Source organism: Alistipes sp. ZOR0009, from assembly GCF_000798815.1.
Taxonomy (GTDB): domain Bacteria; phylum Bacteroidota; class Bacteroidia; order Bacteroidales; family ZOR0009; genus Acetobacteroides.
Genome location: NZ_JTLD01000004.1, coordinates 16,378 through 32,437 on the forward strand (window position 1 = coordinate 16,378; position 16,060 = coordinate 32,437).

Genomic DNA, 16,060 nt, shown 5'->3' on the forward strand with positions numbered 1-16,060 from the left:
TCAAAACAAGGCTGAGTCTCTAGAACTATAATTATCCTAAATCACCACGCTGGCTAGCGGACTTCGTAGCCAATAATGGTTATGTGTGAGTTCATTTCCTGCTCGGCCACCAAGGTTGCCTGAATATGCCTGCTACCTTGACGCCCCTTAAATGTTAGCCCTACGGTTTCGATTCTTCCCGCAAGTGCTGCACCGACAGCTGCCCTTAGAGCTTCCCTATCCGATTCGACAACCAAAGATTCTAAGTTAATGCCGGCAACAGACAGAGCGTTTTCGCCAATAATGCTAGCGCCAATAGCGTTAGAATGTACCACAGAAAACTGCCTGTCAATCGTAATGGAGATGAATGACTCCTCTACGGCCTGCTGCATCAGCTCAGCTTTTTGCGTTTTTCGCTTCATTTCCTCCTGCGTAGCATGAAGCTCTTCCAAGTTCTGTCTCATCTCCTCTTCCTGCGCAGCCATCTCTTCGGCTTGCATTTGCGAGATGGATAGCAGCTCGTTTGTACGTGCGTTAACACGGATAGAAACCAGCGTTGAAGCAAATATCTCCGAAACATGCAGCAGGTAGGTTTTCTTATGATCCTCAAGAACCTTGAATGAGGCAACCTCCACCACACCAATTACATTTTCGTTGTAGATAAGCGGAACAAGCATTAGCACTTTTGGGTTAGCACCACCCAAACCAGAGGTAATGCTCACATAATCCTCCGGAATTTCGGTAAGAACGATAGGCTCCCTTTCGAAGTAGCAGGCGCCGAGCAGCCCTTCCTCCAGCATGAACGTCTTCTTCTGCATCTTCTCGCGGCCCCAGGCCATACAGGCTACAACCTCAAAGAATTTGCTGCTTTCGTCGTTATCGTTAATAAGATAAAGAGCGGCCTGATTGACCTCCAAATCTCTAACGATTATCCTAATTATGTTATTGTAGAAGCTTTTTGTATCGCCATGCTCGTTGCGCAGCTCCTTACCAAAGTTGGCTACGCTGCGCTCTATCCACGACTGCTTTTCATCCTCCATCTTGCGAAGCTTAGCCTCCTCGTCGGCCTTAACCAACCCTTCGCGCATTTTGATGAGGGAGTTTCCGAGGATATCCCCGTTGCCTTTAGATTTGAACTCGACCGAGAGCTTTCCGCTTCCAATATTTTCGGCAAAAACGGCCACCTCCTCGATGGAGTCGTAAAGGCTATTCAACGAAGTTGCCATAGTTTCTATCTCGTCGTGGGTTTTTACATCCACATGCGAGGCCTTATCAAAATCGCCATCGCCCAATGCCTTTAGCACGTTGGTTACCTTCTCGACTGGCAGAACGATTCTACGAACAATGTAGACCGTTACGAAGTAGACAATGGAAAGCGCTAGAACAATTAGAATAAGTCCTATGCCAACAATTTCGCCAATAGTTTTGCTGATAAAGGAGTATGGTATTACAATAACAGAAACCTCCCCTTCATTGAATATCTTCGCTTCCGACACATGGGCAATAAAACGATCCCCATTCTCGTCGTAGTAGTCGTAGAAGCCTGTTTTCTTATCCTTTATAGCCGATAGTATTTCGTCGTTTCGGCTTGTACCGTTGGAAAGCACCTCTGCGGTAGTTTTACCAACCTTTGACTCATCGTCGTACAGCAGCAATTTTTGGTCGGAATCAATTACAAAAAAACGACCTTTCTGCTCTTCGAGCGCGCTCTTAATGGTACTATTAATGCTCGATATATTTACGTCGGCACCAACAACACCCTTGAAAGAGCCATCAACCTTTATAGGAGCAGAAACGCTAATCATCAAAATATTTACACCTGCATAATCGTCGAAGTAAGGCTTGGTAGTATGAATGGCCCCCGACTCTTTAGCTCCCGAATAGTATTCGCTACTAAAAACAGAAGCATCATCGTCGGCGCTTACATCCTTCAGGTGAACGCCGCCAGCATCCCTAAACAGGGCACAGCTAAACCTTCCCGTCGAAGAGGCCGCCTTGGAACCTACCATTTGCACGTCGAGGCTATCGATAGCTTGAGGTTCCCATTCGGTCCAAATCGCCTTCAGCATATCATTGGTGCCTTCGAGCGACTCCTTAAGCTTTACCTCCGTTAGCCGCCGACGGTCGCCTTTAGGAAGGTTGTACGACTGCTCCAAAGAGACGTCCAACACCTTAACCTGCTCGCGAACTTGGTTAATGCTAAGAGATAACCTTTCGGTGCATTGCTCTGAATAGGCGTCTATTTCGTGATGCTTTTCTTCGATTAGGGTTGCCCTAACACGAACAATTGTAACAACTGCGGTAAAAAGAAATACGATGCTAACGCTACCTATAATACTCCACAGCATCCTCTTCTTGAGGCTGCCCTTCAAAAATTCCAACGCCAAATTCATGGTCAAATACAATTAAAATAAACCTACCATTCCCTTTATATTGGCCGCAAAGGTGCCTATTTAAAAAGAATTTTAAAATAGGATAACTTAATTATATTGTTAAATTAACATCCTAACTAGCTGCAATTATTGGCTATAAGAAAAAACAAAAGCGGTAAAATAGTAAAACCTACATGTTTAAATGTTCAGAGGATAGGCTGGTCACAAAAAGGCATCATTGTTAAAGATAAAAAACGGAACAAGCTACCCCTTTACAAGATTAGCGTGGTAATGCTTGAGCACGTAGCGCCTAAAAATGAGCAAGCCCCAAAGGCAAACACCGATGCTTAGCACAAAAACCATGGTTATGGAGGCGTACTGCGCAACCAGCCCCGAGAGGATCATCCCCATACCCATACCGATATCGAGCGAGGTGTAGAGCGTGGAGTTGGCAGCCCCCCGATGCTCGGCGTCGGAGAGGTTGTTGACGATGGCCTGAAAGGTGGGAAACACCACCCCAATCCCAAAACCGATGGTTATGGCCGAGAGGTAGAACCCAAACCCATTCTTCACAAAGGCCAAAATGACAAACCCCAACGTTAGAAGAATAAGGCAGTAGGTAAGAATGCCGCCGGGGCCATGCCTATCGAACACCTTACCCACAACCAGCCGAGAGACGATGATGCCAACGGCAAATACGGTAAAGAAGAGCGAGGTGTTGGCAATACCGAGCTCGCGCCCGTAGAGGGCAATAAAGGAGAGCAGCCCGCCGTAGGTGGACATGATGACCAGCAGGTTGAGCGAAGGCAGCAGCGAAGCCCTATCGAAAAGGCCCCGCCAGCTGAAGGAAATTTTGCGCCCCACCACAAAGCGCTTGGGCAGCCGGATGGCCATCGTGCAGCAGAAGGCCGCCACGCTGACCACCAATCCGACCAGAAACATGGCCGTGTACCCCCACTGATGGCACACGAAGAGGCCAACGATGGGGCCTACGGGCATCCCCATGGTGGTGGATAGCGAGAAGTAGCCAATCCCCTCACCGCGCTTTTGGGCGGGGGTTATATCGACAGCGATGGTGGAGCCCGAGATGGTGGTTACCCCCCAGGTGAGCCCCTGCAGAAAGCGGAGAATTATAAGCGAGGCCACCGATGCCACCAGCAGGTATCCCGAAAAGAAGAAGGCGTAAAGGCCAACAGCCAGCAGGAATATCGTTCGGCGGCCGAACTTATCGAGCGCAAAGCCCGAGAAGGGGCGTATGAGCACCGAGGCGATGGTGTAGGCCGCCAGGACCAGTCCGACCTGCGATTTTCCGGCCTGCAGCTCGCCCACCAGGTAGATGGGCAGCGCGGAGATGATGGCGTAGTAGGTGGTACAAATTAAAAAGTTGGAAAGCGTGAGCAGAATAAAGTTTCGATTCCAGATTTTATCGTACATGATCCTGGGTGGTTTTGGAAGGCAAAGGTAGCCCCTAGGGGCGCTCCCTATCCTCCAGCCGAGCTATATTTCGTGAACATCCGCCCACAACTACTCGGGCAGCGCCCTAAAAAAGGAATGAGCAACGAGGGCGGCGCACTCAACAACGAAGGCTCTGCACTAAACAACGAAGCCTCCGCACTAAACAACGAAGCCAGCGCACTAAACAACGAAGCCAGCGCACTGAGCAACGAAGCCTCCGCACTAAACAACGAGGCCAGCGCACTCGGCAACGAAGCCTCCGCACTAAACAACGAAGCCAGCGCACTCAGCAACCAAGGCTCCGCACTAAACTACCAAGGCGGCGCACTCAACAACGAAGCCAGCGCACTCAGCAACCAAGCCTCCGCACTAAACAACCAAGCCAGCGCACTGAGCAACGAAGCCTCCGCACTGAGCAACGAAGCCTCCGCACTAAACAACGAGGCCTCCGCACTAAACTACCAAGCCTCCGCACTCAGCAACGAGGGCGGCGCACTCAGCAACCAAGCCTCCGCACTAAACAACGAGGCCTCCGCACTCAGCAACCAAGGCTCCGCACTCAGCAACCAAGGCTCCGCACTAAACAACGAAGGCGGCGCACTCGGCAACGAAGGCTCCGCACTAAACTACCAAGGCGGCGCACTCAGCAATGGAGTGAGAAACGAGCCTTACGATCCCTGATTGAGGGACGACGGAGGCGGATGGGGCGCATGAGGAGGCATAAAAAAGCCACCCTAGCGGTGTGCTGGGTGGCTCGTGGAGTATGGTAGCGTATGCTTAGTCTACGTTATCGTGCAGGTAGGAGTTATCTGGACGGATGAAGAGCGAGCTCTCCTCGGAAATGGTGTACCGAGAAACGGGATCGTTGCTGCGCATGCCGTTGTCGGCATTCATGCGGCGACGCTCGTAGGCTGGGATTTTCTCCAGCTCGTCGATACGCTTATCGGTTAGCTCGTTGCTTTTGGAGACAGCGGTGGCCGACTGGGCGCCCATCCCCTGACCGCCAAGCGGGTTGCGGATGGTGCGAACGGTGAAGCCATCGATATCCTGTACCAGCTCGTCGTGCTCCTCGAAGCCCGTGGCGGTTGCGGCAGCAGGCTCGAGCTCGTCGAGGTTAAGCACCACGTACTCGGGCTTAGCGGCATCGGCCTCTGGCTCGGGAAGTGGAACCTTAACGACCTCCGGAGCGGTCATGCTCTGCAGCTCGGGGATAACCGACGAGTTGAATCCGGTAGCGATAATGGTGATGCTGATTTCGTCCTTAAGGGTTTTATCGATACCATTACCCCAGATTACGTCGGCACCGTTACCGGCGGCATTCTGGATGTAGTCGCCGATTAGGCCGAGCTCGTCCATGGTGATTTCGGTATCGCCCGACTGGATGTTGTAAAGGATATTTTTAGCGCCTTGGATGTTGCAGCTGTTAAGCAGCGGCGAGTTTAGGGCGGCTTCGACGGCTATGCGGGCGCGGTCGGGACCGCTTGAGCGGCCTGACCCCATGAGGGCGACACCGCTTTGGCGCATGACGGTTTCGACATCGGCAAAGTCGACGTTTATATATCCGGGTACGGTGATGATTTCGGCGATACCCTTAGCGGCTATGGCCAGCACATCGTCGGCCTTGGCGAAGGAGTCGGAAAGGGGAAGGTTTCCGTAGATTTCGCGGATGCGTTCGTTGTTGATTACCAGCAGCGAGTCTACGTAGTTCTTCATCTCCATGATACCCTCCAAGGCGTTGTTGAAGCGCTTGGGGCCTTCGAAACGGAAAGGTAGGGTAACGATTCCGACGGTAAGAATGCCCATATCCTGGGCGGCCTTAGCGATTACGGGTGCGGCACCGGTTCCGGTACCGCCGCCCATCCCAGCGGTAATGAACACCATTTTGGTATTGGTGCTAAGTACCTCGATGATGGCGTCGAGCGCCTCGTTGGCGGCCTGCATGCCCACTTCGGGCTTATTGCCGGCTCCACGCCCCTGGGTAAGGGCGTTGCCAAGGTGTATCTTGGTGGGGATAGGACTCTTAATCAACGCTTGAGAGTCGGTATTCCCGATAACAAATTCTACATCTTTAATACCTAGCTTGTGCATGTGGTTTACTGCGTTACCACCGCCTCCACCAACTCCGAAGACCTTAATGATAGAAGGCTCCCCTGTTGGAATGTCGAAATTCATCAAATCGTCGTTGAACATTGCTTTACTATATTAAGGTTTCTGATCGAACGTAAAGTCGTCGTCGGAGAACAAACCTCCAATCTTCTCCTTCCACTTGCCTAAGAATTCGGAGGATTTTGCCTTATGAGGCTTTCTGGGCTTCTCTTCGGGCTCGACTTCGATCTTTGGCTCTACAGTTGTTGTGGTATCAGCTACCGTTTGGACTGGCTGAGGGGCGGCTTCGGCCTTTTTTTGCTCCTCTTCGGCCCGGTTGTACATATCTTCGAAACCCAGCAGCATGAGGCCGATACCGGTTGCATGCATTGGGCTATTCATTTCGTTGTCGGAGTTGGCTACGGTGTTGATGTTGGGCTTACCCACGCGCACGTCGTAGCCGGTGTGGTACTTAAATAGCTGGGGAAGATCCTTGAGCAAGGAGCCGCCACCGGTTATTACGATACCAGCGTTGAGCATATCGGCAAATCCGGAGTTGGTTATCTGGAACTTCAGCATGTCGATGATCTCCTCGAGGCGGCACTGGATGATGTGCGCCAGGTGGCTGAACTTGATTTCCTTGGGATCGCGGCCCGAGATGCCGGGGATGGTTACGATCTTGTCGGAAGGGGCCAGCTCGCCAATGGCGGAACCAAACTGCACCTTGAGCTGCTCGGCATGGCGCTGAAGGATGCTGCATCCCTTTTTGATGTCGTCGGTGATGATGTTTCCACCAAAAGGAATAACGGCGGTATGGCGTACGATGCCGTCGTGGAAGATGGCCAAGTCGGTGGTACCACCCCCTATATCGATAAGGGCAACACCTGCCTCCATTTCATCCTCAGTAAGTACGGCACGAGCCGAAGCCAGCGGTTCGAGCATCAGCTCCTTTACGGAGAGACCAGCACGCTCTACGCATCGTTCAATGTTCTTCATTGCGGCAATCTGCCCTACCACAATGTGGAAGTTAGCCTCTAGGCGGCGACCCGAAATACCAACGGGGTTTTTAATGCCTACCTCGTTATCCACAATAAAGTTTTGGGGGATAACGTGCAATATTTTATCGCCCGGTTCGAGCGGGATTTTATGCATGTCGTTAATCAGGCGCCTAACATCTTCTTTGGATACCTCGGCATCGAAGGTGTTAAGGTTGATTAGTCCACGGTTTTTAATACCCTTAATATGCTGACCTGCGATTCCGATGTACACCTCGGTGAAATCGAGCCCAGCTTTTTGTCTAACATCTGCAACTACCGTTTCTATCGCCTTAACCGTTTCGTCAATATTTTGCACCATTCCACGCCTCACTCCTGTCGACACGGTTTTGCTGTGCGCTAGAATCTTAAGCCGTCCGTTACTTTCTAATTTACCAACTAGGGCAACAATCTTAGTTGTTCCCAGATCGATAGCTACTACATAATCATTTTTGCTGGTCATGGTATTTATTTTTTGCAGATTACCTGGTTACCGTACTTTAAGTTAATTACACTATACTTATTCCACCCTTCGAGAGGAAGGGCGTTTTTATAGAACGCGTAGAGTTTGTTGAGCTTGTTCTCGTACCCTTCAAGCGAGCCCATCTTCACCGTATGGTTTCCCACGCGGGTCACCAAATCAACATCCTTTTCGCTATTTATGTACACCTGCACAATTTGCGAGCCCCAAAACTTATCGTTTCGGATGTAGCTAACAAAGCTGTACAGCTCGTTGAGCAAACCTTTACGATTGGTTGTGTCGGCAGCGTTTCTGAAAATACGAACTCTCCCTTTCCCGTTAGCTCGTATGCTGATGTTTCCGTTTACCACGATGACGTTAGCGGCATATCGGGCCGAGAGGGGAATGATATAGCCCTCGCTGTCGATATAGTTGCTGCTACCGTCGGTGTTGTAAACGCGCATGATGGCATCGCGTTGGCTAACGCGAATGGTTAGTACGCCATCAACGGTTGAGAACACCTCAGCGCTCTTCAGAAGCTGCATTTCCAAAAGCTTCCTTTCAATCCTATAGCTATTTATCTTACTGATGCGCGTACCAACGAGCTGCTTAACCACGCTGTTGGCCGCCTTTATGACGTCGTCCTTGTTTACGAAACGATTCTCGGTGCTGTCGGCAATTACCACCTCCACCTTTCGGCACACCACATCGCCACGCTTATTCTTAACAAAAGCAATGGTGATTCCCAGATAGGTTATAATCCCTACCCAAAGAACCATCGTTCCTACCATCTTCCACTTTCTTTTGTTAAGCTTCATTTACGTTATACCTTGTTTTTAAGAGTTCAGAAATTGGTTCTACCAGCTTGTCGATGTCACCAGCGCCAAGCGTCATGAGCACGTCTACCTGGCGACGAGCCACCTCGTCGAGCAGTTGCTCCTTGGTGATAAGCACCTTGCTTGGTGCGGTTATTCTATCGAATATTATCTGCGAGGAGACACCCGGTATGGGCAGCTCGCGGGCAGGATAGATATCGAGCAGGATAACCTCGTCGAGCAGGCTTAAGCTCTCGGCAAAGCCTTCGGCGAAATCGCGCGTACGGGTATAGAGGTGAGGCTGGAAAATTCCGCACACCTTCCGATCGGGGAACATAGCCTTTACCGACGAGATGGAAGCTCTGAGCTCGGCGGGATGGTGGGCGTAGTCGTCCATAAAGGTTAGCGTAGCGGTGTTAATGTAAAAGTCGAAACGGCGCCTAACCCCACCAAAGGAGCGTAGGGCACGCTTAATGGCCTCCTTGTCGTCGGTTACCGTAAGCGCAAGGGCTACGGCACCAATGGCATTCTCTACATTAATCCAGCCAGGAACACCTAGCGTACACTCCTTGATTGTACCTGTAGGGGTGACAATGTCGAAGGTGTAGGTTCCGTTAGCATTGCGTACTATATTTTCGGCATGGTAGTCGCCACCCTTATCGATGGAGTAGCGGAATACCGTGATATCCTTATTTTCGATAGGCAGTTCGATGCCCTGCTTGGCTATGAGCACGCCACCTGGCTTAATCTGGTTGACAAAATCGCCAAAGGAGCGCAGGATGGAGTCGTGCGAACCGTAGATGTCGAGGTGATCGGCATCGGTAGATGTAACCACAGCGGCATTGGGGAAGAGCTGCAGGAAGGAGCGGTCGAACTCGTCGGCCTCGGCAACCAGCACGTCGTTCTTCGAGAGAAGAAGGTTGGTGTTGTAGTTCTTTGCTATTCCGCCTAGGAACGCATTTACCCCTCCTAAGGCCTCCACCAGCAAATGCGAAAGCATGGTAGAGGTGGTTGTCTTTCCGTGTGTCCCAGCAACCGCAAGCGCACGCTTAGAGGCGGCAATAACGCCCAAGGAAACGCTCCGCTTGATTACCTTAAAGCCGTTGGCCAAAAGGTAGGTTAGCTCGCTATGATCGGCAGGTACTGCTGGGGTGTAAACCACCAACGTATCGGCCGGATTATGCCTAAACTCTTCAGGAATTAATGTAACACAATCGTCGTAGTGTACCTCTACCCCTTCGGAAGCGAGCGCACGAGTAAGCTCGGTTTCGGTACGGTCGTAGCCAGCCACCTTCAACCCTTGATGGTTAAAGTAGCGGGCCAGCGCACTCATTCCGATGCCTCCGACTCCTACTAGGTACACGTATTTGTATGACGGTGTTTGCATATTATCTATTTACTATTATAAAGTTACCTTTTCTTTCGATTTATTAATCGTTCAATCGGCGGTTATTTTACCAGCTTCAAAACTTCGGTAGCAATCAGCTCGGCCGAGTTCGAAATTCCGAGCGCAGCAATATTCTTTGACAAGGTGCTGCACTTAGGCGCATCCTTCACCAGCCCGACAACCATGGAAACCAGCTTGTCGTTGCACTCGATGTCGGCAACAAACTCGGCGGCATTTACATTTACCAACGCCATCGCATTCTTGGTTTGATGATCCTCGGATACGTTGGGCGAAGGCACCAGCACGCATGGCTTAGCAACCAAACACAGCTCCGAGATGGTACCTGCTCCGGCTCGCGATATGACCACATCGGCCACCGAGAAGGCAAAATCCATCTTATAGATGAAGTCCATCACCCGGATGTTTGTGGCACCAGATTCTTCGACCGCTTTTTTAGTATCGGCGATGTAGAACTTACCCGTTTGCCACAATATCTGAAAATCGGCACCCTTGAGCTGCTCGAGATGAGCAACCAGAGTTCTATTTATGGTTCGTGCGCCAAGACTTCCTCCCAATACAAGAACCGTCTTTTTATTCGGGTCGAGATTAAAGAAGGCGTAAGCCTCGGAACGCTTGGCCTCCAAGTCGACCAAATCTTGCCGAACAGGATTGCCTGTTTTTATTATCGACTTAGCCGGGAAGAAACGCTCCATACCGTCGTAGGCCGTACAGATGCGCTTAGCCTTTTTAGCCAAAATCTTGTTGGTAACGCCAGCATAGGAGTTCTGCTCCTGAATTAGGGTGGGGATTCCGCGACGATTAGCCATGTAAAGCACCGGCCCGCTCGCATATCCACCAACACCAACCACCACGTCTGGCTTAAACTCGTCAATTACCCTACCTGCCTCCTGTAAGCTCTTTATGAGCTTAAACGGCAACGAAAGGTTTTTTAGTGATAGGCTACGCTGGATTCCAGCTATTGGAAGCCCAACAATTTTGTACCCTGCAGCAGGCACCTTTTCCATCTCCATTCTACCTTGTGCACCCACAAAAAGAATTTCGATGTTAGGGTCAATCAGCCGAAGGGCGTTGGCGATAGAGATAGCAGGGTAGATATGTCCACCTGTACCTCCACCTGATATGATAATTCTACGACTCATGAGCTAACTCCTCCTTTAATTCCTTTTCTTGCTTTTCGTCGGCAGCTTTCGGTTCCTTCTTCGAGGTTGTATCTCCGCCAATTTTACAGTTAGCGCTTTGTATCAAACCAAACACCATACCTGTAACCCAAATGGAGCTTCCCCCCATACTTACAAATGGAAGCGTTTGCCCTGTAACAGGGAAGAAGCCAACGGCAACCCCCATGTTTATCATGGCCTGAACAACCATCAGAAGTATCAATCCCATTGTCAAAAATGCGGGGTAGGTTTTTTCCGATCGCTTGACGATAATTCCCGCTCGGTATAAGAGTGCGAGATAAATCAACATTATTATGAAGCCACCAACCAATCCGTACTCCTCTATGATTATGGCATAGATAAAGTCGGAATATGGGTGAGGCAAATAGTTTCTTTGGGTGCTATTACCAGGGCCTTTGCCAAATACGCCACCCGTTGCTACGGCTATTTTGGATTGGTCGGCTTGGAAGGTATCGTCCTTGGTAGGCTTTGCACCATCCTTGTCGCCCATAAACGTATGGTAGCGTTTTTCCCAAGTGGCAATACGATGCTTCTGGAATCCTGTAAGCTGCGCTACCAGCACAAAAACAGCCACCAGCACCACAGCGCCAACACCTGTAAGCGCCAAATGCTTTACGCTAACACGGCCAATAAAAAGAAGCATCATACAAACAAAACCAAGCATAGCCGCTGTAGAGAAGTTGTTTGGCAGGATGATAACACAAACCAGCCCAATAACTGCCGCAATCTTAGCGTATACCCGCCAGTCTTTTATATCATTCTGATGGGTAGCCAGCATGTTAGAGACGTACATAATGAGCGCCACCTTTGCAATATCCGAAGTTTGAAAGGTAACCCCACCAATGGAAAGCCATCTTGAAGCATCGTTTAAGTTGGTTCCCATAGCCATTGTCAGCAAAAGCAGCAGCACGCTCACCACAACAGCAACGATGGAGAGCTTCTGGTATATGCGAATATCAAAGAGATGCACAATGTAGGCTATGAGCATTCCGGAGAACACAAAGCCAGTCTGCTTCAACAAAAAACGGTAGGTTTCGCCGTGGAATTTAGAGTATGCCAACGTGCCTGTTGCCGAGTATACCACCAATATGGATACAACCGACAGCACCGCGAGCATTGCCCAAATAACAGGATCACCTTTAAAATGTCTAAGCAGACTATTCATTTGTAGCTATTTCTTTAATATGTAGGTTTCAATGCAACCTACAGGTTTCTAACTGCATTTTTAAACTTACGACCTCTATCCTCGTAGTTGTCAAACAAATCGAAGCTAGCGCATGCGGGAGAAAGTAGCACAACATCCCCGTCTACACCCAGCTTGTAAGATTCCAGTACGGCCTCCTCTGCCGACTTTGTATCGATGATAGTTGGAATCATATCTTCAAAAGCCTTGTGAATTTTGGCGTTATCGACACCTAAGCACACAATAGCCTTCACCTTTTCGTTAACCAAGTTGGCCAAAGTAGAGTAGTCGTTACCCTTATCTACACCACCAACAACCCATATTACGTTCTTTTTGCCCTTCATGCTTTCCAACGCATACCACGTAGAGTTGATGTTGGTAGCCTTTGAGTCGTTGATAAACGTTATACCACGCACCTTAAGAACGGGCTCCAAGCGATGCTCGACACCCTGAAAATCGGATAGCGATTTTCGTATAACGTCGTTCCTAAGATTTAGAACCGTACCGGTAATGGCAGCGGCCATGGAATTATAAACGTTATGCTTTCCTTTCAGCGAGAGCTCCTCTACGGGCATCTCGAATTCATGATCGCCATACTTTACGTTAAGCGTTTCACCGTCGAGGTATGCCCCCTCTTCAACTTCAAACTCGTGAGAGAAAGGAAGCAGCTTAGCACGGAATACGATTTTCTCTATATTTTCCATCGTAACCTCATCGTCGGAGCAGAAGATGAAGCAGTCGTTTTCCTTCAAATTTTGGGTGATGCGAAACTTCGAGTCAACGTAGTTTTGCATCTTATAGTCGTAGCGATCCAAGTGGTCGGGCGTGATATTAAGCAGCACCGCAATGTCTGCCTTAAAATCGTACATTCCGTCTAGCTGGAAGCTACTCAACTCTAGCACGTAGTAGTCGTAATTTTCGAAAGCCACCTGATAGGCAAAGCTTTTTCCAATATTTCCGCCTAGGCCAACATTCAATTCGGCCTTCTTAAGCATGTGGTAGATGAGAGAAGTTGTTGTTGTTTTACCATTGCTTCCGGTGATGCAGATCATCTTAGCATTGGTATATCTACCAGCAAATTCTATCTCAGAGATAATCTTTATTCCCTTCTCCTTCAACTTTACCACCATAGGCGCCTTTTCAGGAATTCCTGGACTCTTAATGACTTCCGTCGCATTTAGAATCAGCTCCTCGGTATGCTTCTTTTCCTCAAAGGGAATATCAAACTTGCTTAAAGTCTCCTTGTAGGAATCCTTAAGCTCGCCGAGATCAGACAAAAAAACATCGAACCCTTTGGTTTTAGCGAGAACCGCAGCTCCTACACCGCTTTCTCCTCCCCCTAAAACAACAATTCTTCCCCACTTTTCCATACTACCTCATCTTTAAGGTTACGATTGTTACTACAGCCAATAAAATCGCCACAATTGTAAATCGCATTACAATCTTAGGTTCAGGGTACCCCTTCTTTTGGAAGTGGTGATGCAAAGGAGACATCAAGAAAATTCGTCGTCCCTCGCCGTATTTTTTCTTCGTGTACTTAAAATATCCAACCTGTAACATCACAGAAAGGCTCTCGACAAAGAAGATCCCACAAAGAATAGGGATTAGCAGCTCCTTTCGTATGATAATTGCGAATACGGCAATGATTCCTCCAATTGCCAAGCTGCCGGTATCGCCCATGAAAACCTGAGCAGGAAAGGTATTATACCAAAGGAAACCTATAAGCGCCCCAATAAAGGCAGCCATAAAGATTACCATCTCGCCCGTATTCGGAATGTACATAATATGCAGATAATCGGCATAGATAACGTTACCTGATAGGTAGGCCAAAATTCCGAGAGTTGTCCCTATCACCACCGAAACGCTAGTTGCCAATCCATCGAGACCGTCGGTAAGGTTTGATCCATTTGAAACAGCAGTAACAATTAGGATGGTAGCAATGACAAACACCACCCAACCCCATACTTGCTTATTTTCCGTTTTAAATGGAACAAGCTTCGCATAGTCGAACTCGTTATTTTTAACAAATGGAATTGTAGTTTTTGTGGCCTTGTGCTCGGGAGTAAGGTAGACAACACGCTCGTTGGCATTTCCAGCATTCCCAATAATGGTAACCTCTGCATTACTTGCATCACGATTTACCTTTTCGCGGATCACCACATCGTTGTTAGCCCAAAGGGTAATGCCCACAATAAGCCCAATACCAACCTGCCCTAAAATTTTAAAACGTCCAGATAACCCTTCCTTGTTCTTCTTAAAAACCTTGATATAGTCATCGAGTAAGCCAATACCTCCCAACCAAACGGTAGTAATAAGCATTAGCTGAACGTATACATTTTTAAGGTCGCCAAGCAAAAGTACTGGGATGATAATTGAAGTAAGAATTATTACTCCACCCATAGTTGGAGTTCCCTTCTTTTGCATCTGTCCTTCTAGTCCCAAATCGCGAATTTCTTCACCAATTTGCTGACGTTGAAGCATTCGTATGATCTTTTTACCAAATATCAGTCCTATGGTAAGCGATAAAATAATAGCCAAACTTGCTCTAAACGAGATGTAATGAAACATTCCCGCTCCTGGAAAATCTAACCGATCTAAGTAGTTAAAAAGATAGTATAGCATATTTTATGTTATTGCAGTGTTTCAAAAATTTCGCGGAGTACCTCCTTATCGTCAAAATGATGCTTAACGCCCTGCACCTCCTGATAGTCTTCATGCCCTTTCCCTGCAACCAAAATAATGTCGTTGGGACGCGCAAGCATACAGGCCGTCTTAATACCCTCCTTACGGTCGGTTATTGTTAGCACCTTGCCCATATCCTCGGCTTTAATACCAGCACGCATATCGTTAAGAATATCATTCGGATCTTCATTTCGTGGGTTATCAGATGTAAGCACCACCAAATCGGCATTGGCAACAGCAACAGAAGCCATGACTGGGCGCTTAGTCTTATCGCGATTACCGCCTGCTCCAACCACCACCAGTAGGCGCTGATCCTCCTTGCGCATTCTATTGATCGTATTGATAACATTCACCAAGGCATCAGGCGTATGCGCATAATCAACAATGGCTGTAATTCCGTTTTTCGACTTTACGTACTCAAAACGGCCATTTACAGGTCCTAGCATGCTGATGATTCTCATCACCTCGTCCTTATCTGCCCCAAGCAAAATCGCAGCACCATATACTGCGGTTAGGTTATAGGCATTAAAGTCGCCAAGAAAACGAGTCCAGATATCGGCACCGTTGATGTTTATTAGCATTCCATCAAAATGGCTCTCGATGATTTTCGTTTTAAAATCACATGGATTTTTAAGACCATAAGTCTTGACTATGCCGCTACAGTTTTGCAGCATTACCATGCCATTTCTATCATCGACGTTGGTAAGCGCAAACGATGTTTTTGGTAACGAATCAAAAAATGCCTTCTTTGCCTTTATGTAGGCATCAAAGGTTTTATGGTAATCTAAATGATCGTGCGTAATATTGGAGAACATAGCCCCCTCAAAATGTAGCCCTTCGATACGATGCTGATCGATTGAGTGAGAGCTAACCTCCATAAAACAATACTCGCAACCGGCTTCAACCATCTCTGCGAGCAATGCATTTAGCTGTACAGCGTCGGGGGTAGTATGCGTAGCATCAACCGTTCTGTCGTCAATGTAGTTTACAACGGTAGATAGCAGCCCAACTTTATACCCCAACTCTCTAAACATCCTATAGAGCAAGGTTACCGTTGTTGTTTTCCCATTGGTACCTGTAATTCCAACCAGCTTCAGCTTTTCGGAAGGTCTTCCGTAAAAGTTGGAAGCAATACGTCCGCACGCTACCAACGAGTTTTTAACCACAATAAAGGTAATTCCTTCTGGTTTCTCTTCAGGAAGGTGCTCACAAACAACTGCAACAGCCCCCTTTTCTATCGAATCAGCAATGAACTTATGTCCATCAACCTGAGTTCCGCTTACGGCAACAAAAAGTTGACCACGCACAACTTTACGCGAATCGAATCCTACGGCAGCTACTTTAACAGCCTTGCTGCCAACCAGCACCTCAACATCAACTCCATTCAGTAATTCATCCAAATTATGCAT

At 48.4% G+C, this 16,060-nt stretch carries 12 protein-coding genes; 1 reads left to right on the forward strand and 11 read right to left on the reverse strand.

Going from position 1 to position 16,060, the window contains the following annotated elements:
* Positions 1-53: 53 nt before the first annotated feature.
* Both L990_RS00740 and L990_RS00745 read right to left on the reverse strand, forming a co-directional pair.
* Positions 54-2,372 carry a GAF domain-containing protein gene (locus L990_RS00740; RefSeq protein WP_047444530.1) on the reverse strand — a complete coding sequence of 773 codons (2,319 nt, stop codon included), beginning with the start codon at positions 2,370-2,372 and terminating at the stop codon, positions 54-56.
* A 243-nt stretch (positions 2,373-2,615) separates the two neighbouring features.
* Positions 2,616-3,785 (reverse strand): MFS transporter, encoded by a 1,170-nt coding sequence (locus L990_RS00745; protein WP_047444531.1) that lies wholly within the window; start codon positions 3,783-3,785, stop codon positions 2,616-2,618.
* Positions 3,786-3,902: 117 nt separating this feature from the next.
* Here L990_RS00745 and L990_RS00750 point away from each other — a divergent pair, with 117 nt between their 5' ends.
* Positions 3,903-4,487 carry a hypothetical protein gene (locus L990_RS00750; RefSeq protein ID WP_047444532.1) on the forward strand — a complete coding sequence of 195 codons (585 nt, stop codon included), beginning with the start codon at positions 3,903-3,905 and terminating at the stop codon, positions 4,485-4,487.
* A gap of 96 nt (positions 4,488-4,583) precedes the next feature.
* On the opposite strand, the gene ftsZ is transcribed toward L990_RS00750, so the two are convergent.
* From ftsZ to L990_RS00795, 9 genes are all read right to left on the reverse strand, one after another.
* The gene (gene ftsZ, locus L990_RS00755; protein ID WP_052180622.1) at positions 4,584-5,996 is read right to left on the reverse strand and encodes a cell division protein FtsZ; all 1,413 of its coding nucleotides are present in this window, start codon (positions 5,994-5,996) and stop codon (positions 4,584-4,586) included.
* A gap of 12 nt (positions 5,997-6,008) precedes the next feature.
* Positions 6,009-7,388: a cell division protein FtsA gene (gene ftsA, locus L990_RS00760; RefSeq protein WP_047444534.1), complete on the reverse strand. Its 1,380-nt coding sequence runs from the start codon at positions 7,386-7,388 to the stop codon at positions 6,009-6,011.
* 5 nt (positions 7,389-7,393) lie between these two features.
* On the reverse strand, positions 7,394-8,203 hold the full coding sequence (locus tag L990_RS00765) for a hypothetical protein (RefSeq protein ID WP_047444536.1): 810 nt from the start codon (positions 8,201-8,203) through the stop codon (positions 7,394-7,396).
* The gene (murC, locus tag L990_RS00770; protein WP_047444538.1) at positions 8,193-9,587 is read right to left on the reverse strand and encodes a UDP-N-acetylmuramate--L-alanine ligase; all 1,395 of its coding nucleotides are present in this window, start codon (positions 9,585-9,587) and stop codon (positions 8,193-8,195) included. Before murC ends, L990_RS00765 begins: the two co-directional genes overlap by 11 nt.
* A gap of 62 nt (positions 9,588-9,649) precedes the next feature.
* A complete protein-coding gene (gene murG / locus L990_RS00775) occupies positions 9,650-10,747 on the reverse strand; it encodes an undecaprenyldiphospho-muramoylpentapeptide beta-N-acetylglucosaminyltransferase (protein WP_047444539.1) in 1,098 nt (365 codons plus the stop codon).
* Positions 10,737-11,951, reverse strand: coding sequence for an FtsW/RodA/SpoVE family cell cycle protein (locus L990_RS00780; RefSeq protein ID WP_047444541.1), 1,215 nt, complete (start codon positions 11,949-11,951; stop codon positions 10,737-10,739). Before L990_RS00780 ends, murG begins: the two co-directional genes overlap by 11 nt.
* 38 nt (positions 11,952-11,989) lie before the next feature.
* Complete coding sequence (gene murD, locus L990_RS00785; RefSeq protein ID WP_047444543.1) at positions 11,990-13,339, reverse strand: UDP-N-acetylmuramoyl-L-alanine--D-glutamate ligase; 1,350 nt, start codon at positions 13,337-13,339, stop codon at positions 11,990-11,992.
* 1 nt (position 13,340) lies between these two features.
* A complete protein-coding gene (mraY, locus tag L990_RS00790; protein ID WP_047444544.1) occupies positions 13,341-14,591 on the reverse strand; it encodes a phospho-N-acetylmuramoyl-pentapeptide-transferase in 1,251 nt (416 codons plus the stop codon).
* Between the two features lie 8 nt (positions 14,592-14,599).
* The gene (locus L990_RS00795; protein ID WP_047444546.1) at positions 14,600-16,060 is read right to left on the reverse strand and encodes a UDP-N-acetylmuramoyl-L-alanyl-D-glutamate--2,6-diaminopimelate ligase; all 1,461 of its coding nucleotides are present in this window, start codon (positions 16,058-16,060) and stop codon (positions 14,600-14,602) included.